At 75.5% G+C, this 19,507-nt stretch carries 17 protein-coding genes; 8 read left to right on the top strand and 9 right to left on the bottom strand.

Annotation, left to right across the window (positions count from 1 at the left end):
- Positions 1-176: 176 nt before the first annotated feature.
- Positions 177-3,110 (bottom strand): ATP-binding protein, encoded by a 2,934-nt coding sequence (locus ACIQUQ_RS20145; protein WP_403977525.1) that lies wholly within the window; start codon positions 3,108-3,110, stop codon positions 177-179.
- A 146-nt stretch (positions 3,111-3,256) separates the two neighbouring features.
- Between ACIQUQ_RS20145 and ACIQUQ_RS20140 the strand changes: the two genes are divergently transcribed.
- Positions 3,257-4,015 (top strand): DUF4386 domain-containing protein, encoded by a 759-nt coding sequence (locus tag ACIQUQ_RS20140; RefSeq protein ID WP_403977523.1) that lies wholly within the window; start codon positions 3,257-3,259, stop codon positions 4,013-4,015.
- Here the strand turns inward: ACIQUQ_RS20140 and ACIQUQ_RS20135 are convergent.
- The 3 genes from ACIQUQ_RS20135 to ACIQUQ_RS20125 all read right to left on the bottom strand — a co-directional run bounded on the left by ACIQUQ_RS20135 (position 3,927) and on the right by ACIQUQ_RS20125 (position 7,249).
- Positions 3,927-4,505, bottom strand: coding sequence for a sugar O-acetyltransferase (locus ACIQUQ_RS20135; protein ID WP_403977521.1), 579 nt, complete (start codon positions 4,503-4,505; stop codon positions 3,927-3,929). The two genes, ACIQUQ_RS20140 and ACIQUQ_RS20135, sit on opposite strands and share 89 nt — an antisense overlap.
- Before the next feature lie 152 nt (positions 4,506-4,657).
- Positions 4,658-5,881, bottom strand: a complete 1,224-nt coding sequence (locus ACIQUQ_RS20130; RefSeq protein ID WP_403977519.1) for a serine hydrolase domain-containing protein — start codon at positions 5,879-5,881, stop codon at positions 4,658-4,660.
- Positions 5,882-6,001: 120 nt separating this feature from the next.
- Complete coding sequence (locus tag ACIQUQ_RS20125; RefSeq protein WP_403977517.1) at positions 6,002-7,249, bottom strand: serine hydrolase domain-containing protein; 1,248 nt, start codon at positions 7,247-7,249, stop codon at positions 6,002-6,004.
- Between the two features lie 237 nt (positions 7,250-7,486).
- Here ACIQUQ_RS20125 and ACIQUQ_RS20120 point away from each other — a divergent pair, with 237 nt between their 5' ends.
- Complete coding sequence (locus ACIQUQ_RS20120; protein WP_403977515.1) at positions 7,487-8,596, top strand: alpha/beta hydrolase; 1,110 nt, start codon at positions 7,487-7,489, stop codon at positions 8,594-8,596.
- Positions 8,597-8,605: 9 nt separating this feature from the next.
- Here ACIQUQ_RS20120 and ACIQUQ_RS20115 read toward each other — a convergent pair whose 3' ends face one another.
- On the bottom strand, positions 8,606-9,907 hold the full coding sequence (locus tag ACIQUQ_RS20115) for an MFS transporter (protein ID WP_403977513.1): 1,302 nt from the start codon (positions 9,905-9,907) through the stop codon (positions 8,606-8,608).
- A gap of 209 nt (positions 9,908-10,116) precedes the next feature.
- Here ACIQUQ_RS20115 and ACIQUQ_RS20110 point away from each other — a divergent pair, with 209 nt between their 5' ends.
- A complete protein-coding gene (locus tag ACIQUQ_RS20110; protein ID WP_403977511.1) occupies positions 10,117-11,505 on the top strand; it encodes a PLP-dependent aminotransferase family protein in 1,389 nt (462 codons plus the stop codon).
- A 105-nt stretch (positions 11,506-11,610) separates the two neighbouring features.
- Here ACIQUQ_RS20110 and ACIQUQ_RS20105 read toward each other — a convergent pair whose 3' ends face one another.
- Positions 11,611-12,129, bottom strand: coding sequence for a PaaI family thioesterase (locus tag ACIQUQ_RS20105; protein ID WP_403977509.1), 519 nt, complete (start codon positions 12,127-12,129; stop codon positions 11,611-11,613).
- Between the two features lie 98 nt (positions 12,130-12,227).
- Here ACIQUQ_RS20105 and ACIQUQ_RS20100 point away from each other — a divergent pair, with 98 nt between their 5' ends.
- The gene (locus tag ACIQUQ_RS20100) at positions 12,228-13,187 is read left to right on the top strand and encodes a GlxA family transcriptional regulator (RefSeq protein ID WP_403977507.1); all 960 of its coding nucleotides are present in this window, start codon (positions 12,228-12,230) and stop codon (positions 13,185-13,187) included.
- Between the two features lie 166 nt (positions 13,188-13,353).
- Entirely contained in the window at positions 13,354-13,746 is a 393-nt protein-coding gene (locus ACIQUQ_RS20095; protein ID WP_403977505.1) for an SH3 domain-containing protein, read from the top strand.
- Between the two features lie 45 nt (positions 13,747-13,791).
- Here the strand turns inward: ACIQUQ_RS20095 and ACIQUQ_RS20090 are convergent, their stop codons facing one another.
- Complete coding sequence (locus ACIQUQ_RS20090; RefSeq protein ID WP_403977503.1) at positions 13,792-14,331, bottom strand: hypothetical protein; 540 nt, start codon at positions 14,329-14,331, stop codon at positions 13,792-13,794.
- A 233-nt stretch (positions 14,332-14,564) separates the two neighbouring features.
- Between ACIQUQ_RS20090 and ACIQUQ_RS20085 the strand changes: the two genes are divergently transcribed.
- Positions 14,565-15,077, top strand: coding sequence for a hypothetical protein (locus ACIQUQ_RS20085; RefSeq protein ID WP_403977501.1), 513 nt, complete (start codon positions 14,565-14,567; stop codon positions 15,075-15,077).
- Positions 15,078-15,102: 25 nt separating this feature from the next.
- Here ACIQUQ_RS20085 and ACIQUQ_RS20080 read toward each other — a convergent pair whose 3' ends face one another.
- Both ACIQUQ_RS20080 and ACIQUQ_RS20075 read right to left on the bottom strand, forming a co-directional pair.
- Positions 15,103-16,110 (bottom strand): hypothetical protein, encoded by a 1,008-nt coding sequence (locus tag ACIQUQ_RS20080; protein ID WP_403977499.1) that lies wholly within the window; start codon positions 16,108-16,110, stop codon positions 15,103-15,105.
- Positions 16,083-17,447 (bottom strand): flavin-dependent oxidoreductase, encoded by a 1,365-nt coding sequence (locus tag ACIQUQ_RS20075; RefSeq protein ID WP_403977497.1) that lies wholly within the window; start codon positions 17,445-17,447, stop codon positions 16,083-16,085. The genes ACIQUQ_RS20080 and ACIQUQ_RS20075 overlap by 28 nt, the downstream gene beginning before the upstream one ends.
- A gap of 447 nt (positions 17,448-17,894) precedes the next feature.
- Here ACIQUQ_RS20075 and ACIQUQ_RS20070 point away from each other — a divergent pair, with 447 nt between their 5' ends.
- The gene (locus ACIQUQ_RS20070; protein WP_403977495.1) at positions 17,895-18,416 is read left to right on the top strand and encodes a hypothetical protein; all 522 of its coding nucleotides are present in this window, start codon (positions 17,895-17,897) and stop codon (positions 18,414-18,416) included.
- A gap of 134 nt (positions 18,417-18,550) precedes the next feature.
- Positions 18,551-19,420 carry an NAD(P)-dependent oxidoreductase gene (locus ACIQUQ_RS20065; RefSeq protein ID WP_403977493.1) on the top strand — a complete coding sequence of 290 codons (870 nt, stop codon included), beginning with the start codon at positions 18,551-18,553 and terminating at the stop codon, positions 19,418-19,420.
- The last annotated feature ends 87 nt before the right edge of the window (positions 19,421-19,507 follow it).

Genomic DNA, 19,507 nt, shown 5'->3' with positions numbered 1-19,507 from the left:
GTGCACGAACACCGGAATCCTCACTCAGCGTGACAGAGTAGGGGGATTCTCCATACGGAGCGTGAAACCACGCACGGCATTCGCTCGTTAAGCCCTTTTCAGCCGGGGCCACCACCGACCGACCGGCCCCTTGCCCGGTCCCGCCCGGCCCCCGCCCGGCTTCCGACCGCCCCGGGTCACGGCCGGGTGAGGTGGGTGAGGGTGGCGGACATGTACGTGAGGGCCTCGCGGTCGGTCAGGGGCGGGGTGGTGGGGGCGCGGGGGACGGGGGTGGAGAGGGTGCGGGCGGCGCGGGCGGCGAAGGCGTTCCGCGCTTCCAGGTACGCCAGGACGTGCGCGGCCTCGGCGGGGCGGTCCGAGGCGGCCATCATGCCGACGAACTCGATGCCGACCACGGCGGCGGCGACCACGTTGCCGGTGGTGGTGAGTTCGTCGATGTAGGCGAGGAGCAGCCGGAAGGCCTCGGTCCGGTGGCCGCGGCGGAACGCCGTGCGCGCCTTGACCACCCGGTCGGCGGAGAGGGATCCCTCGGGGACGTCGACGGCCGCCGCGGCGTCGAGGTGCCGCTCGGCGTCGGCGGCCCGGCCCTGGAGCGCCGCGGAGTAGCCGAGGGTCTGGAGCGCCCAGTGCCCGAGGGTCGGCGGGCCCTCCGCCAGGAACCGGGCGGCCAGGGCGGAGGCGCTCCGGTCGACCCGGTCGAACCGCCCGGCGCCCAGCATCGTCCCGGCGGCGTTGAGTTCGAGGTACGAGGCCGTGAACGGCTCGCCCTGGTGGCGCAGGTCGGCCGCGGCCGCCGGGAGCAGGCGCACCACGCCGCCGCCGTCCCCGTCGGCGTACGCGCGGACGTAGCGGGCCAGCGGGCGGTCCGGGCCGTCGGGGGCACCCGGGTGGCCGAGCCGGGCCGCCAGTGCTGCGTAGCCGGCGGGGTCGCCGCTCTGGACGTGGCGTTCGGCCGCCCAGAGGAACCAGAAGTCCCGCAGGCCGGTGTCCCGCGGCGGGAGGGGGTCCGGGAGCAGGGCGAGGATGCGTTCGGCCCACTCGCCGATCTCCTGGTGGCCCCGCAGCGCCAGTTCCGTCGCGACCGGCCGTACCAGCGCGTCGGCGAGCGGCACGTCTCCGGCCGCGCAGGCCCGGGCGACCGCGCCGCGCAGGTTCGGCCACAGCTCCCGCAGGCGTGCGACGCCCTCGGCCTCGCGCGGGCCGGTGAGCAGGGCGCCGTCGCGCGTGACGCGGTGGACGCACCAGCGGGCGTGGCGGCCGGCGGCGGTCTCGGTGCCGCCGTGGCGGCGCAGTTCGGCCGCGGCGAACTGGCGCAGCGGTTCGAGGAGCCTGAAGCGGGGGCCGAAGGGCCCGGGCTCCGCGCTGACCAGCGACCGGTCGACGAGGCCGCCGAGCGCCGCGTCCAGGTCGGTGTCGATGTCGATGTCGATGTCGGTGGCGGTGGCGGTGGCGGTGGCGGTGGCGGTGGCGGTGTCCGTATCACGGGCGGGCTCTTCACCGGCCGTCACCGCGGTCACCGCCGTCGCCGCGCCGGCGCCGAACGGGCCGCTGAAGACCGACAGCCCTCGCCACAGCTCCTGTTCCGGTGGCGTCAGCAGGCGGTACGACCATTCGACCGCCGCCCCCAGGCTCCGGTGCCGGGCCGGCCCGGTACGGCGTGCCCCGGTCGTACGGAGCTGGTCGTGGACGCGCTCCAGCAGGGCCGCCGGTGGGTGGCTCCGGACCCGGGCGGCCGCAAGCTCGATGGCCAGCGGTACGCCGTCGAGGCCGCGGCACAGTTCCGCCGCGGCCTCCTCGTGCGCGGCCCGCGCGTACGTCCGGTCCGCGGCCAGGGCCCGTGCGTGGAACAGCTCGGCCCCCGCGCCTGCCTCCAACGGGGGCACGACCAGCACCTGTTCGCCCTCGATGTCCAGCCGTTCGCGGGAGGTCGCCAGCACCCGTACCCCGGCGCAGCGCTCCGCGACGGTCCTGACGAGCCGGGCCGCGCCGTCGAGCACGTGCTCGCAGTTGTCCACGAGGAGGAGCCCAGGGCCGGACCCGAGGGCCGCGACGACCGCGTCGGTGAGGTTCCGCCCGGCGTGCTGCGCGGCACCGAGCGCGTCGGCCACGGCGCGCGGCACGTCGTCGGGCGAGGCGACCTCGGCCAGCTCGACGTACCACGCGGGTCCGGCGCAGTCGGCGCCGGCCGCCCGGCGCGCGGCTGCCAGGGCCAGCCGGGTCTTGCCGATGCCGCCGGGGCCCACCAGCGTGACCACGGGAGCGTCGGCCAGGGCTTCGCCGACGGCGCGGAGGCACACGTCCCGGCCCACGAGGGGTCCGAGGGCGCGCGGCAGGTTGCCCGTCGTGCCCACTCCGCCCACGACCGGCTCAGGGGGGAGGGGAGTTGGCGGGGCCGCGGGCGCCTCGGGGGGCGGCCCCTCCGGAGGTTCCTCCTCCTTCAGGATCCGGGCCTCCAGCTCGCGCAGTCGCGGGCCCGGTTCGATGCCGACTTCTCCGACGAGGTGCCGCCGGGCGCCCCGGTACGCGGCGAGGGCGTCGGCCCGCCGTCCGGTGCGGGCCAGTGCGGTCATCAGCAGCGCCCAGAGCCCCTCGCGCAGCGGGTACCGGCCGGCCAGCTCCGTCAGCGCGGCCACCGCCTCGTACGGGTCGGCGTCCACCCGGCGTACCAGGTCGGCCTCGACCGCGCCGAGCCACTGCTCCGTCAGGCCGTCCACGGCCGCGGCCAGGCCGGGCGCGTCGAGGCCCGCCAGCGGCACTCCCGTCCACTCGGCCAGGGCGGCGGCCGGGTCGCCCGCGCGCAGGTGCCGCCGGAAGCGGGCGACGTCGACCGCCTCGGGCGGCACGTCGAGGCGGTACGCGGCACCGGTACGGACGACGGCGTCGGCGCCCAGCCCCGCGCGCAGCCGGGCGACGTGCCACTGGAGCGCCTTCGCTCCGGTGCCCGGCGGGTCGTCGGCCCAGACCAGGTCGATGAGCCGGGTGACCGGTACGGGTGTGCCGGCCGACAGCGCGAGGGCGGCCAGCAGGGTCCGGGTCCTGGCCGTTCCGACGTCGAGCGGACGGCCGTCGTCGGTCTCGGCACCGACGCCGCCCAGCAACCGGATCCGCACCACAGGACCGCCCCCGCCCCGCCCGACACCGCCCGCAGACCACCCGCAGCCCACCCGCACACCGCCCGCACGCCCTCAGCACACCGGCCCGGTGGACGGTGGGGGGACAGGCGGCCGGCGGGCCGTGGACCGACAGGAGCCAGGGTATGCAGAGGCGGACAACGGCACGAGCCGTCGGGGCCCTTTTCGTCATCGCCACCGTCGCGGGCGCGGCCGGCCTGGCGTTCCTGGGGGAACCCGGCACGGATCCGGCCCGGGAGCAGGTGGTGGGCGGGGCCCCGGCCACGACGGCCGGCGCGCTGCTGGTGCTGGTGATGGCCGGTGCCATCGCCATGATCCCGCCGCTGCTGTTCCCCGTGCTGAAGGAGGACGGCGGCGAGGCCACGGCACTGGGCTACGTCGTCGCCAGGACGGTCGAGGTCGTCCTCGTACTGCCGGGGGCGGTCGGGCCGTTGGCTCTCGTGGCCGCCGGCCGGGCGGCCGCGGAGGCAGCCGGGACCGTGGAGACCGCCACGGCGGGTGGCGCGGACGAGGGACTCCGCGCGGTGTCCGCGTGGACGGGTACGTACGGGGTGTGGGGGTACCCGGCGAGTTCCTTCTTCTTCTGCCTGAGCGTGGTCCTGCTCAACCGCGGCCTGCTGCGGTCGTCCCTCGTGCCCCGGGCCCTGCCCGTGTGGGCCCTGGTCGCCGTGGTGCCGTACCTGGCCGACGCCGTTCTCGTCCTGTTCGGCGCGCTCGGGCTCACCTCTCCCCTGCACGCCGTGCTCGTCGTGCCGCTGGCGGTGAACGAGATGGCGCTCGCCCTGTGGCTGCTCGTCAGGGGCTTTTCTCCTCGTCGGGATCGAGCGTCCGGACGACCCGCGCCGGATTCCCCACGGCCAGCACTCCCGGCGGAAGGTCCCTGACGACGACGGACCCGGCGCCGACCACGGTGTTCTCGCCGATCGTGACACCGGGGCAGACGACCACTCCGCCGCCCAGCCAGACGTTGTCGCCCAGGGTGACGGGCAGGCCGCGTTCCCAGCCGGCCCGCCTGCGCCCGGCCTCCAGCGGGTGGGCGGGGGTGAGGAGCTGGACGTACGGGCCGAGCTGGACGTCTTCGCCGAGGGTGATCGGAGCGGTGTCGAGGAAGACGGCGCCGAAGTTGACGAACGTACCGGCGCCGATCCGGATCAGCCGGCCGAAGTCGCAGTGGAACGGCGGCCGGATGCGGACGCCTTCGCCGACCGAGCCGAGCAGCTCCCGCAGGAGGGCGTCGCGCCGCTCGGGCGGCGGTGGACCCGGCGCGTTGTACGCGGCGCACAGCTCGGCGGCGCGGCGGGCCTCGGCGGCGAGTTCGGGGTCGTCCGGCAGGTACCAGTCACCGGCCAGCATCCGGCGTTTGTTCTCGCCCACGGGGGAACCTCCGGTCCGGTGCGCCCGGCGGGCGGGCGCGGCCTCCTGTCACGCTCGCCGAACCCCCCTGCTCCGTCAAGACGCACCGCCGTGCGGCCGGGGCCCGGCGGGACCGGCCCCCGGTGCGTCGCGACGGAGGTGGAGCCTGACGGTCAGCGCCCCTTCAGCAGGGCGCAGGCGAAGTTCTCCTGGACCGTGCGGAGCCGGGCCAGCAGGGCGGGCTTGTTGCTCTTGCTGGTCTGGGTGTTGATGGAGAAGGTCAGCGACCGGGTGCCGTCGGGCGTGGTGGCGGCGAGCTGCGTGTAGCCCGCGGTGTTGCCGGTATGGCCGTACAGCACGCCGCAGCGGGTCGTGTACTGGAAGATCGCCAGGCCTGCGGCGTTGGTGCCGGGGCCCGCCGGTTCCGAGGAGTCGCCGGGGCGGAAGGTGAGCTGCTCCTTGCGGGTCTTCTCCGACAGCAGGGCGGGCCCGCCGTACGCGCGGATGAAGATGCCGAGCTCCCGGGGCGTGGAGACGATGCCGCCCGACGCCCAGGAACCGGAGGTGCCGAACAGCTCGCTGACGTCCTCCGGCGGCTCGACGGTGGTGTCGTAGCCGTGGATGTACGGCTGCGGGAGCCGGAAGCCCTCAGGGAGGCTGGTCCGGCGCAGGCCCAGCGGGCGGTACACGAGCTCCTTGAGCAGGTCCTCGTAGCGGCGGCCGGTGACGGCCTCGGCCATGAGGGCGACGGCGATGTTGTCGGAGTTGGAGTACTCGTACAGCGCGCCCGGCTCGAAGAGCAGCGGCCGGCCGGCCACGAAGTCGAGCAGCCTGCGCGAGTCGAAGACGTGGTGGGGGTCGGCGATCAGGATCGCCCGGAACTCCGGCGACGCCGAGAAGTCCGGCAGCCCGCTGGTGTGCTGGAGCAGCTGGCGCAGCGTCACGGCGTGCCAGGCGGCGGGCTGGTCGGGCAGCACCTCGCCGATGGTGTCGTCGAGGGAGAGCTCACCCCGGTCGACGAGCCGGAGGGCGACGGCCCCGCTGTACGCCTTGGCGACGCTGGCGACGCGCATGTGGTCGTCGAGCCGCGGCGGGCGGCCGGTGGCGATGTCGCCCACGCCGGCCGTGTACGTCTTCGTGCGGCCGCCCTTGGTGAGGGCGGCGATCACGCCGGGAGGTCCGTCGTCCTGGGCGACGAGCTGCTCGAGCTGGCGCTGGAGGCGGGCGTCGTCGTACGGCTTGCCGCCCGCGGGGTCGGGTCCGCCGCCGGCCGCCTGGGCGGGCTGGAGCAGCGTACCGAGCGCGACGGCGGCGAGGGCCGTGGCGGACAGCCCTGCGCGCAGGCGGCGGCCGCCGGCGGAAGGCGGCGCGGGAGCGGGACGGGGAGGGGTGGGCACGGGTGTGTCTCCCGGAGGGGGTGGAGGCGAAGCGGGAAGGGCCGGGCGGGCGGGGGCCGTGCCGGGGCGGGCCGGGCGGGGACACCCCCGGCCGCGCGCCGTGCGCCGCACGGGCGGCGGTCAGCCGAAGTCGGGGATGGGGTGCTCGGGTACCAGGTCCGCCGCGATGCGCTGGGCGATCGTGTGGGCGCTGTGGCCGTCCACGGCCGTGGGGCCCTGCGTGGTCGACACCGCGATGGACAGCCGCTCGGACGGCAGGTAGGCCATGGAGGCGGAGTAGCCGAAGAACAGCGGGTGCTGGGAGATCCAGTCGCCGAGGACGAGCACGCCCATGCCGTAGTGGGTCTTCTCGGTCTGCGCGATGCAGACCGTGGCCGGGCACTTCTCGGTGGCGTGGCCGAGGCCGACCGTCCCGGGGTTCAGCAGCTGCTGGTACGAGGCCGGGGAGAGCAGCTCGCCGGCGCCGATGCCGGAGGCCGAGCGGGCCAGGTCGCAGATGTCGGTGGTCTCGACGGCGCCGGGGGCGGTGGTCCACGAGGGGTTCCAGAAGGTGGACTCCTCGTACGTCCCGCGGTCGTCGTTGAAGGCGTGCAGGACGGGGGCCGGGATGTCGGGCGTGAAGCTGTTGCGGGTCTCGCGCAGTCCGAGCGGGCCCAGGATCTGGCGCTTGAGCAGGATGTCCAGCCGCGTCCCGGTGATCTTCTCCAGGGCGGCGCCGAGGAGGACGAAGTTGGCGTGCGAGTAGCTCCAGTTGGTGCCCGGGTCGTACCAGCGGTCCTTGCTCGTCGAGAGGGCCACCAGCTCCTGCGCCGTCCACTGGCGGAACGGGTTCCCGTAGACGGCCTGCTGGAACTCGGGGAGCGGGACGTAGTCGACGAACCCGGTGGTGGAGGCGGCCAGCATGCGCAGGGTGATCCGCTCGGCGTCCGGTACGTCGGGCAGCCAGCGCGAGACGGGGTCGTCGAGGCGGGCCTTGCCCTGGTCGACGAGGCGCAGGAGCGCCGTGCCCATGTAGCTGATGGCGATGTTGCCGTTGCGGAAGTGCATGGCGGGGTCGGCCGGGACGCCCGTCATCGACTCGCCGATGGCGGAGGTGACCACCTCGCGGCCGTCCACGGTGACCTTGAGGATCACGGACTTGAGGCCCATCTCGGCCTTGGCCTGCTCGGCGATCCGCAGGATGTCGCGGGCGGGGCCGCGGTCGGGGATCCGGGAGGCGGCGCAGGGACGGCGGTGGCCGCCTCCGTCGCCGCCGCCCGCACCGCCGGCGGCCGTGGCCGGGACGGTGAGGGCGAGCAGTGCGCTGACCGCGGTCACCGCGGTGGCCGCGGCGAGGCGCGGCAGGGAGGACGGGCGGGTGGCTCTCATCCCCGCAGTATCGGCAGGGTGCCCCCGACGACCGGCCCGGCGGACGGCGACCCGCACGAACATCACCCGTCGGGCGTCGGGAGGGCCGGGCCCGGGCGGTCACCTCCCTGCGGGCCGCGCGCTGTGGTTGGCTGGGCCGTACGGGTGTGGGGGCCTGGGGGCCCGGAGCCACGGCGGTGCGGCGGCCGGAGCGCGCGGTGCCGGCTCCCCGGCGTGGCCGTACTGCCGGAGGTGGGCATGGGTGACCGTCGTACGCCGCGGGGGGAGTACGGACGCGGGGCGGGTGCAAAAGGAGGGGAGGCCGCGGCGACGGGGCGGGGCGCCGGGACGGAGGGGGCCGCGGAGCTGCCCGTACCGCCGTTCGACCCCGAACTGGCCGCCGTACTGGCGCATTTGCGGCGGGGCGGGCCGCGTGAGCCGGTGACGCCGGACAACCTTCGGGACCGGCAGGAGCGTGACGCGGCGAGCCGGCCCCGGCCGACGGCCGCGGAGCTGCGGTCGGACGGACGCTTCGAGGTGGCCGAGCTGCGCGTGCCGGGGCCGCAGGGCGCGCCCGAGGTGACCCTCGTCAGCGCGCGGCCGGCCGGGGTCACGGGCCCGCTGCCGCTGCTGTACTACCTGCACGGCGGAGCGATGGTCATGGGCAACGCCTGGTCGGTGCTGCCGCGGGTGCTCCGGGAGTGGGCCCTGCCGCTGGGAATGGCCGTCGTCTCCGTCGAGTACCGGCTTGCGCCGCGCACGCGGTACCCGGGGGCGCTGGAGGACTGTTACGCCGGCCTCGTCTGGGCCGCCGGGCACGCGGCCGGGCTGGGTGCCGACGCGGACCGGATCGTTCTGGGCGGGAAGAGCGCCGGCGGGGGGCTCGCGGCGGCGCTGGCCCTGCTGACCCGGGACCGCGGCGGGCCCGTACCCCTGGGGCAGCTGCTGCTCTCCCCCATGCTGGACGACCGCGGCACCACCTACTCCGCCCGGCAGTTGTCGGGCCGCGACGTGTGGGACCTGACCTCCCACACGACCGTCTGGCGGGCGCTGCTGGGCGACCTCCACGATGCCGGGGACCCGCCCCCGTATGCGGCGCCCGCCCGCGCCACGGACCTCTCCGGGCTGCCGCCCGCCTACGTCGAGGTCGGGTCGGCCGAGATGTTCCGCGACGAGGGCGTGGCCTACGCGAACGCGCTCTGGCGGGCCGGCGGCCGGGCCGAACTGCACGTGTGGCCGGGCGCGTTCCACGGTTTCGACGGCCTGGCCCCCCGCGCGGCCCTGACGCGTGACGCCCGGGACGCCCGCACGCGCTGGCTGCGCCGTCTCCTCGGGCCGCCCGGCGCCGGGGCGTCCGGGAGTCCCTGAGCCCCGGGATCAGGCGGGGCGCACGGCGGCCGGGGCGGGCTCACCGCCGGGAGAGGGAGCAGGACCCGGACCGGGCTCGGGATCGGGCCGGAGGGGCATCGTCTTCAGCCGGCGCACCGCCGAGAAGAGCACCGGGAGGGCGCAGCAGGGCAGGGCCAGGGCGGCGACGGTGACGGCCGTGCGCAGGTCCCACACCTCGGCCAGCAGCGCCCCGGCCGCCGCGCCGAGCGGCATCGTGCCCCAGATGAGGAACCGGTTGGTCGCGTTCATCCGGGCCAGCATCTCCGGCGGCGTGCCCGCCTGGCGGAGGGTGACCGCGTCGACGTTCCAGATGCCGCCGCCCGCGGCGGTGAGGGCGAGGCCGGCGGTGAGCCAGGCCCAGGTCGCCGTCTCCGGGGCGAGGGCCACCAGCACGAAGCCGCCGTGGAGGAGCGCGCTGAGGACGATGGTCCGGCCGACGCCGAGGCGGTCGTTGAGCCAGGGGGTGACCAGCGAGCCGGCCAGGTAGCCCAGGTTGGAGAGGGCGAGGACGAGGCCGACGGTGACGGCCGCGAGGTGCAGGTCGCGCACGGCGTGGGTGACGAACACGGCCAGCAGGGCTTCCGTGCAGAGGTTCGCCCAGGCCGCTGACAGGGCGAGCGGGCGGATGTGGCGGTGCGTCAGGCAGTAGCGCAGGCCGGCCCCGACCTGGCGCAGCAGCCCCTCGGACCGGTCGGCGCCCGGCGGTGGCGGCAGCGGGGGCAGCCCGCGCAGGAGGACGGCCGAGAGGAGGTAGCTGAGGGCGTCCGCGAGCACGGCGACGGGTGCGGTGAGCAGTTGGACGAGCGAGCCGCCGAGCGCCGGGCCGGAGGTCTGGGCGGTGGCACGGACCGCTTCGAGGCGGCCGTTGGCCACGGCGAGGTGCTCGCGTTGCACCACCGAAGGCAGCACGGAGAGGGCCGCGACGTCGAAGAGGACGCCCGCGGCTCCCGTGGCGAAGGCGACGACGTAGAGCTGGGCGAGGCCGAGCACGTCCAGGGCGTACGCCACCGGCACGCTGAGCAGCAGCAGGAAGCGCACCACGTCGCAGCGGATCATCAGCGGGCGCAGGGGCAGGCGGTCGACCCAGGCGCCGGCCGGGAGCCCGAGGATCAGGAACGGCGCCGTGGCCGCGGCGGCGAGCAGGGCGACCTGGCCGGCGGTGGCGTCGAGCGCGCCGAGGGCGGTGAGGGGCAGGGCGATCACGGAGACGTGGGTGCCGGCCAGGCTGACGCCGACCGAGGCCCACAGGCCGCGGAAACCGCGGCTGCGCCATATGGGGTGGGGTTTCACGATTGACACCCTAGAGAGACTCAATGAAGGGTGTCAATTGTGCATTCGAAGGGGTTCAATCGCCCTTCCGGCGCAGATTGTGCCTGAGCGAGCACCGATCCTGCCGCTAATCTTGGGTGTCAATCCGGCCGCCCAGGGGTGTCGATCCCGGGCAATCCGCCCGTCCGAGCGGCCGCAGACGGCGGCACCGCCGCGAGAGGAAGGGCCCGATGTCCCACCCGGAGGTCTCCTGGCTGCCCGGCGAGCCGGCCCCTGGCCGCCCCGCCTACCGCGCCCTCGCCGACGCCCTGGCCCGCGACATCGCAGCCGGACGGCTGCGCGCGGGCGACCGGCTGCCCACGCAGCGGGCGCTGGCCCGCGCCCTCGGGGTGACCGTCGGCACCATCGCGCGGGCGTACACCGAGGCCGAGAGCCGCGGGCTCATCTCCTCGGAGGTGGGGCGCGGGACGTTCGTACGCACGGGCTTCGGCCTGGCCGGCGCCGAGCACGGCGCGGTGGACCTGGCCTCCCTGCACCCGCCGGTCTCCCCCGGCGTCGAGCCCGCCGCCCTGCTCGGCGCCGCGCTGGCCGGACTGGCCGACGACCCGGTCGCGTTGCTCGCCGTCGCGACGACCGAGCGGAGCCACGACTCGCCCGCCCACACCGAGGCCGCCGCGGCCTGGGTCTCCCACGCCGGCTGGCAACCGGAACCCGGGCGCGTCCTGCTGACCTCCGGGGCCCAGCACGCCCTGACCGTCACCCTGCTCGCCCTCGCCGGGGCGGGCGGCACGGTGGCGACCACCCCGCTCACCAACCCCGGCCTGATCGCCGCGGCCCGGCGGCTCTCCGTACCGCTGGTCGCCGTCGAGAGCGACGGGCACGGCATGCTGCCCGACGCCCTCGCGCGGGCCTGTACGGCAGGACCGGTCGCCCTCGTCCACCTCCAGCCCACCCTCGCCAACCCGACCGGCCGCACCATGCCGGCCGACCGGCGCGAGGCGCTCGCCGCGGTGTGCGAACGGGCGGGTGTCTGGGTCCTGGAGGACGACCCCCTGGGTCCGCTGGCCGACACCCGCCCGGCACCGCTGGCGGCGCTGCTGCCCGGCCGCACCTGCCACGTCGCCAGCACGGCGAAGGTCCTCACGCCGGGCCTGCGCATCGGCGTCCTGGCCGCCCCCCGCGAGGCGCACGCCGAGCTCGCCTCGGCCGTCCGGGCCACCACCTGGCTGGCACCGCCGCTGCTCGGCGACATCCTGGCCCGCTGGGTACGGAGCGGCACGGCCGGCGTCCTCACCGCGGCCCGGGCGGAGGCGACCCGCCGGCGCAACACCCTGGCCCGCGAACTCCTCGGGGGACTCGGCGTCGACCCCGACCCCTCGGCGCCCCACCTGTGGCTGCCGCTGCCGGAACCGTGGTCGGCCGGCCAGTTCGCCGCCGCCGCCCGGGAGGCCGGCGTCCTCGTGTCGCCGGGCGACGAATACACCCCGAGCCGCACCCGCTCGGCCTTCGGCGTCCGCGTGGCCCTCAACGCGGGCGTGGACGACGAAACCCTCCGCGCGTCCCTGACCACCCTGCGCCGCCTGACCACCACCACACCCCCACCGGAGCCCCTCGGCTAGCCGCTCGGGGCCGCTGCCGCTCCGGCTCCGGTGACGGCGGCCGGGGAGCGGATCCCGCTCAGCGCGGCGGCGGGGGCGTTCCCGGCGGCGGGGCGGGGCCCGGGGTCAGAGGCGGAGGACGGCGCAGGTGGTGGTGCCGTGGGCGTACAGCTTGCCGTCGTGGGTGCCGGTGACGCGGGCCTCGGCGGTGGCGGTGGTGCGGCCGACGTGGAGGGCCACGCCCTCGCAGCGGAGGGACGGGGTGCCGGCCAGGACGGGGCGGATCATGTGCACGCCCAGCTGGACGGTCGTGTACGCGGTGCCGGCGGGCAGGCGCGTCATCACGGCCGAGCCGAGCGCGGAGTCCAGCAGCGTGGCGAGGAAGCCACCGTGCACCGTGCCCATCGGGTTGAGCAGGTGGTCACCGGGGTCGCCCTCGAAGACCGCCCGGCCCTCGCCCACCTCCGTCAGCCGGAACCCCAGCGTGCTCATGATCGAGGCCGCGGGCAGCTCGCCCTTCAGCGCGGCCTGGAGGATCTCCAGGCCGCTCATGGCGAGGAGTCCGGGCGTGGCCTCGGGGCGCGGCTGCCAGCTGTGGGTACGGGTGCGCGCCGGGCCGGTGGTGATCGTCTGGTACGTGGTCATGGCCCGACCGTACGGAGCACCGGCCCGGCCGCGGGAGTGTCGGAACCGGCACCTTGCGACTGGATTCCGACATCCGGACGACCGCTAGGGTGGGCGGGGTGAAGGCAGCCGTACTCGTCCTGGAGGGGGCGTTCGACTCCGGGGTGACCGGGGTTCTCGACGTCCTGCACACCGCCAACGCCCTGCGCGGCCGGCTGGCCGGAGCCGCGCCCCCGCCCTTCGACATCCGCACGGTCGGCGTGCGGCGACGTGTCCGCACCGGCCTCGGCCACCGGATCGACACCGAGGACCTCGCGGCCGCCGAGGACGCCGGCGTTCTGGTGGTGCCCGCGCTGATGGAGCGCCGGCCGGAGGACCTGGTCGAGCTGGTGGGCTCGGCCGGTCACCGGAAGGCGCGGCAGGCGCTGGTACGGGCCCGGGAGCGGCGCACCCCGCTCGCCACCGCCTGTACCGGAACGTTCCTGCTGGCCGAGTCCGGGGTGCTGGACGGGCAGCGGGCCACCACGAGCTGGTGGCTGGCGCCGGTGTTCCGGGAGCGGTACGGCCGGGTGCAGGTGGACGAGAGCCGGATGGTGACGACCAGCGACGGGATCACCACCGCCGGCGCCGCGTTCAGCCACCTCGACCTGGCGCTGGCGATCGTCGGGACGCGCAGTCCCGCCCTCGCCGACCTGGTGCGGCGCTACCTCGTCGTCGACGACCGGGCCGCCCAGGCCGCGTACGCGATCCCGAGCGCGCTCGCCGAACACGACCCGCTGGTCTCGGCGTTCGAGCGGTGGGTGCGGGAGCGGATGGGCGGGCCGCTGTCGATCGCCGAGGCCGCCCGGGCGCTCGGGGTCAGCGAGCGCACCCTCCAGCGCACGGTCACCCGGACCCTCGGCTGCTCCCCCATCCGCCTCGTGCAGAACCTCCGGGTGGAGCAGGCCGAGCACCTGCTGCGCACGACGTCGCTGCCGCTGGCGGCCGTGGCCCGCCGGGTGGGTTACGAGAGCCCGGGCCCGCTGCGCGCACTCCTGCGCGACCGGCTGGGCCGCGGCGCGCGCAGCCTCCGGAACTGAGTCACGCCGGCGGCCGGCGCCACCCCCCGCCCGCCGCGGGTGGCCGCGCTCCCCCGTACGGGCCTACCCGCGCGTGTCCTCACCGCGCGCGCGGGGCGGGACCGGATAGTCGGGCAGGCGGACCCGGCCGGTGCACCGGCCGGGCACACGAGGCTGGAGTGGAGCGATGACGATGAAGACGGCAGCATTGGCACCCGTGGTGGCGGCCGGACTCGTGCTCGGGGCTGCGGGGTGGGCGGCCGGCAACCAGTCGGTCCCGTCCGACCAGGCGGCCCCGTCCGGCCGGGCGGCCGGTGCCCCGCACTCCGGGCACGTCGCCGCCAAGGCCGGGTACCCCGAGGGCGTGGTCCTCTCCAAGAGCGGCCTGAACGTGCGCAGCAAGCCCACCGTCTACTCGAAGACGGTCAAGACGCTGAAGCCCCACCAGAAGGTCCTGCTCAACTGCCAGAAGCGCGGAGGCTGGGTGCAGGGCAACCCGGTCTGGTACCGGCTGCAGAACGTCAACGGCTGGGTCTCGGCCCGCTACGTGCACAACCTGAAGCCCGTACGCGCCTGCTGACCCGGCGTCGGGAGCAGCGCGGTCACTCCGGCCCGCGCCCGCCCCTCAGTGACCCGCGACCAGCTTGACCGTCACCACCCCGAGGCCGATGGCCGCGTCGACCAGACCCGCCAGGGCCGACACGAGGAGGCCGCCGCCCATGCGGCGGCCTCCGGTGTACCCCCAGGCCGCGAGCGAGGCGACGTCCACGCCGACCGCCACCCACAGCGCCGTTTCCAGCCCGAGCACACCGGCGGCCGACAGGCCCACCATGACCAGCGGGCCCACGGCGCTGCCGAGCAGGGGGCTGCTGACGAACAGGAAGTGCTGCGCCTCCCGCCGGTCGGGCAGGCGCTGGTGGACGACGCGGTGCGCCTGCGCGTCGGCGACCAGCGTCGCCAGCCACAGTCCGACGGCGGTGCACGTCACGTACAGCGCGGCCGTGGCGTGCCGGGTGTGCGGGTTCTGGGCCAGTCCGACGACGACGGCCAGCATCGTGATGGCCGCGTAGATGCGTTCCTTGAGCCGTTCGCGCAGGGCTTCGAGCATCTCGGGCGAGGGGTCGCGGACCCCGGCCGCAGGCCGGTCGGCCGGAAGGTCTGACATACCGGAACCGTAGGAGGGGCGGCGCGGACGCGGACGCGCGACGCGCGGGGCAGCGGGCGGGAGTAGGCCGTTCCGCACCGCCGCGGCGGGCGGAGTACGCCGTTCCGCGGGGCGCGGCGGGTGCGCGGAGGGTGCGGGGCGGATGCGCGTCCGGAGGACCGGTCACGGCCGGATAGGGTCCCTCTGTTCAAAACGTGCCCCGTTCGCCCGGGGCCGTGTGAGGGAGGGGAGCCATGAGCGGCACCGGATCGACCGACAGCACGTGGGCGCTGAGCGCCAAGGAGGGCGGGGGCCTCGCGGGCCGCTGGTGGAAGTGGGCGCTGTCCGCGCCGGACGACGTCAGCCCGGTCCGGGACGAGACCGGCGAGTTCGCCGACTGGAAGCAGCCCAGGGACCTGTGGTTCCTCGCGGGGACGTACGGCGGCAAGGTGGTGCGCCGCTGCTCGGTGCCGTCCGACCGGCCGCTGTTCTTCCCGGTGCTCAACATGCAGCACACCCGGGAGTACTCCAAGGTTCCGCAGTCCATGGGGGTGGCCGAGGCCTCGGCCACGCTCAACGGGATACCCCTGGCCCTCCAGGAGTTCGCGGCCCCCTTCCGGACGGGCCTGACGCGCCGGTTCGCGTGGGGGATCTGGTGCGGCATCACGCCGCTGACCCCGGGCGAGTACGTCCTGGAGATCCGGGCCGAGGCCACCAACGGCTTCTGGGTGGACACCACGTACCACCTGGAGGTCACGGCGCCCTGACGGGCAGGCGCGGCCCCGGCGGCGGCTACCGCGTCCGCGCGCGTGCCGCCGGCCAGGCCCCGTACGGCGCCGACCAGCCGCCGCCCGCCGCGGAGTCCGGGGGGCTGCGGACGAAGTCCGTGAGCGAGACGGTGTGGGCGCCGGTCTCGGGCCGGTACGCGGTGCAGTAGCGCGTCGGGTACCAGCCGGGGGTCGCCCAGACGGCCGGCTGGGGCACCGGCTCGCAGGTCCGGTGTCCGGGCACGGTCCGCTGCCGCTCCAGGAACACCTTCGTGAGCATGGGCTCGATGAAGATCAGCCGGCCGCCGTAGGCCCCGTAGATCAGCGTCTGGCCGGCCAGGGTCCCCGTGCTCGGCGGCCGGCTGTCCAGGTGGGAGCCCATCGCGCCCTCCGCGGTCTGCGGACTGGACGCGGGGTACCCGGCGGGCAGGTGGGCGGCGGGCACCGGCCGGGAGGCGGTGGCCAGCTGGCCGCAGTCGATCATCAGCGCGCAGCCGCCGACCAGGATGGCCCCGCGCTCCTCCGGGGGCACCAGGTAGAAGTGCACGTCGAAGTGCGGGACGTCGTAGCGGCCGTGCGGGGTGTGCCCGTGCGGGTTCCAGTTGAACAGCACCCAGTCGAAGGGCAGCGCGGGCCGGTCGGGGGGGGTGGCGGGCAGCGCCAGCTCGCGGCCGTGGCCGCCGACGCACTCGTGGGCGGGGTCGCGGACCCCGTCGCCGTCCGCGTCGTGGCAGTGTTCGCCGTCCGTGGGGGTGGACGGCAGCCGGTCGAGGGCGCCGGCGGAGAGCTCGACGCCGACGGCGCGGGGCCGGTCGTGCGCGTACTCCGTGTAGACGCGCACCCGCCCGTCGCCGAGCCGCTGCTCCGGACCCCAGCGGACGCAGGTCCCGGACGGCTCCGGCCCGCACTCCTCCGGGACCGCCGCGGCGGACGGCGACCGGGAGGCGGACGGTGTCGGGAACGCCGCCGCCGCGGGGAGCAGGGCGGCCAGCAGGGCCGCGGAGGTCAGCCCTGCGGCGTGGACCAGGCGCATAGCGGAGCCGTTCGTGCCGGGACGTTCCACGAGGGACGTGCGTTGAGCCCTGCCGCGTCCACGCCCGTCACCTGGCGCGTGCAGGACCTGATGTCGGCCAGTCTGTGCGCTGGTAGGACTTCCCGAATGTCGGAGAAGCCGTTCGGGGCGAGGACCTCCACCTGATGGAGCAGCGGGTCCGGCTCCAGACGGCGGTGCGCGGCCAGCAGCCGGGAGGTCTCGGGGCGGCGGGCAGCGTCGTAGCGGGCGAGGGCCTCGTCGACGTCGTGGTGGGCCAGTTCGTACGCGAGTACCCGGGCGTCCACGATGGCCTGCGAGGCGCCGTTGGACCCGGTCGGGTACATCGGGTGGGCGGCGTCGCCGAGCAGCACCACCCTGCCGTCGACCCAGCTGGGCAGCGGGTCCCGGTCGATCATCGGGTAGCGGAGGATGCGTGGCGCTGCGCCGACGACGCCGTGCAGGTCGAGGAACCCGGTCCGCCAGCCGTCCAGATGGGCCAGGACCAGGTCCGGGGAGGTGGCGGAGTCCCAGTCGGCCGGGGGCGGGGCGCCTCCCGACGGACCGCCGCCCGGCAGGTCACCGTCCTGCGGTCCGCTGTCCCCGCGGGTCTCGACCACCCAGTTGAGCAGGCAGCGCCCGGCCGCGTCGGGCCGGGTGACGGGGTAGACCACGGCCTTCACGCGGGAGTTGCAGCCGAAGATCGTCATCGTCCGCGCGTCGAGGTAGGCCGGTCCCTCGGTGACGCCCCGCCACATGCAGATGCCGTTGGACACCGGCGGGCCCTCTCCGGGGTACATGGTGGCGCGCACCGCCGAGTTGACGCCGTCCGCCGCGATCAGCAGGTCACCGGTGTACGGGGTGGACTCCCCGGCGGCGAGGGCCCGGACGGCCGGCGCTCCCCCGGTACGGGTCTGCCGGTACCCGGTGAGGCGGCGGCCGGTGACGACGGCGCCGGGGCCGAGCCGCTCGTGCACCGCGGCCAGCAGCAGTTCCTGGAGCCGTGCCCGGTGGATCGAGTACTGCGGCCAGTGGTAGCCGGCGGCGCGGCCGCGCGGCTCCGACCATATGAGGCCGCCGTAGCGGTGGTGGTACTGGAGCCGGGAGGTCGCCACCGCCGCCGCGTCGAGGGCTTCCCCCAGGCCGAGTTCGGTGAGTTCCCGTACGGCGGCCGGCTGGAGGTTGATGCCCGCGCCGACGGGCCGGAGCCGGGGACAGGCCTCCACGAGGAGGACGTCGTCGAAGCCCGCGGCATGGAGGCTGAGGGCCACCGTGAGACCGCCTATTCCGGCTCCGGCGACCAGAATCCTCGGGGTATTTCTTCCGCTGTACGGCGGCATATTCCGCACCTTCCGGGAAAGGACCCCTTCCCGAAAATGCGTCACTCGGCCGGATGCCACAAGCGGGGCCGACCGCGGCCCCGGCATCGGCCCAGCACAGCCCCGACGCGTTCACCCGACCAGCCTACAACTGCGCGCCTCCTCTCGGGTGACATGCCTTTAATCGGGTGTCGGCAACAGAAAGGCTGCGACATGCAACACGTGGCATTCGACGCGCGCGACATCCAACGCCTCCAGCATGCTGTCGATTACGCGCACCACGCGTCCGAGAGTTCCCTGGACAATCTCCTGCCACCCTGGATACCGGGCGGACTGAAACGGGAAATACGCTTCCGCTGCATTGTCTCGCATTGCGCGACGCTGCTCTTCCCGCAGACCGCGGATTCCGCGCTCGACCACTTCGAGGAAAAGGGATGGTCCGCTTCGGCGATAATACCGAGCGTCCTCGTGAAACGGCGCCTGGTGGAGCGCCACGGACTTCCGGACGACGTCGAGGTGTGGGTGACCCGGCTCCGGGTCACGCCCGCGCCCGGCCCCGAGGTCGAGGTCTTCCTCTTCCCCGCCACCAGCCCCGGCTACCGGGACGAGGTGGGCGCGCAGGAACGCGCCCACGGTTTCGAGAACCACGTGGGGCTGTTCCTGGAGACCCCCGACGAAGACGTGATCGGCGGACTGATCGACGGACTGGAGTCGGCCGGCCAGTTCCTCTTCGAGGGCTCCGCCCACAACCCGCACGAGAACACCACGATGTTCTACTTCGCGCCCAACGCGCGGGTGGCCGGCGACCGCCGCCGCTTCCCCCGGTGGGAGCTCCAGTGCCCGGGCGACCTGTCGGCCCTGGCAGCCCGGCGGCCCGTACGCGGTGCGGAGCTCCGGCTGGCGTACGCCCGGCTGATGGCCAACCGGCCCGCCGAGCACGTCCCGTCCGTCGTGCTCACCACGCCGCGGCACGTCACGCCCGCCCACTGAGCCGCCCCTGCACCTCCCCACGCCTCCCCCTCGATCGCGCCGCCCGGAGCCGGGCGGCGCGGTCGTGCCGCCAACACGCCGGGGGCCCGCGCGGTGCGGGGGGCGCCGCCGCGGCCGCCCCTACGCTGGTCCGCATGACCACCATCGCACTGCTGGGTACCGGGATCATGGGCGCGGGCATGGGGCGCAACCTGCTGTCCGCAGGCCTCACCGTCCGGGTGTGGAACAGGACGCAGGACAAGGCGCTCCCGCTCGCCGAACACGGCGCCGTCGTCTGCGCGACGCCCGCCGAGACCGTCGCGGGGGCGGACGTACTGATCACGATGCTCGGCGACGGGAGCGCCGTCCGCGAGGTGATGGAGTCCGCCGCCGGCGCACTGACGGACGGTCAGGTGTGGGCGCAGATGGGCACGGTGGGCGTCGGGACGCTCGACGAGCTGGCCGCCTTCGCCCGGGACCACGGGCTGGTGTTCGTGGACGCCCCGGTGCAGGGCACCCGGGCGCCGGCCGAGGCGGGCACCCTGGTGGTGCTGGCCGCCGGACCCGCCGACCCGCGGCTCGACCCCGTCTTCGACGCCGTGGGCAGCCGGACCGTGCGGGTGGGCGACCGGGCGGGCGCCGCGACCCGGCTGAAGCTGGCGACCGTCGGCTTCGCCCTCAACCTCACCGCCGCGCTCGGCGAGGCCCTGGCCCTGACCGAGGGGCTGGGGGTGGAGCCCTCGCTGTTCCTCGCCGCCGTCACCGGCGGGCCGATGGACAACGTGTACGTGCAGACCAAGTCGAAGGCCGTGCTGGAGGGCGACTACCAGCCGAGCTTCACCGTGCGGCACGCGGCGGAGAACACCCGGCTGATCTCCGAGGCCGCGGCGGGCGCGGGCGTCTTCGTCGACATGGCGGAGGCGGCGGGCGCCCGGTTCCGGCGCGCGGCGGAGGCCGGGCACGGCGAGAAGGACATGGCGGCCGGGTACTTCGCCAGCCGGCCGGCCGTCGGCGTACCGCGCTGAGCGGGGGGCGACGCACCGGAGACCGGCGTACCGCGCTGAGCGGGAGCGACACGCAGGGGCCCGGCGTACCGCGCTGAGCTGCCCCGG

It is taken from the genome of Streptomyces sp. NPDC101118, from assembly GCF_044759445.1.
GTDB lineage: Bacteria > Actinomycetota > Actinomycetes > Streptomycetales > Streptomycetaceae > Streptomyces.
Note: the sequence above shows the minus strand (reverse complement) of the source record. Positions and strands in the feature narration are given on the sequence as shown.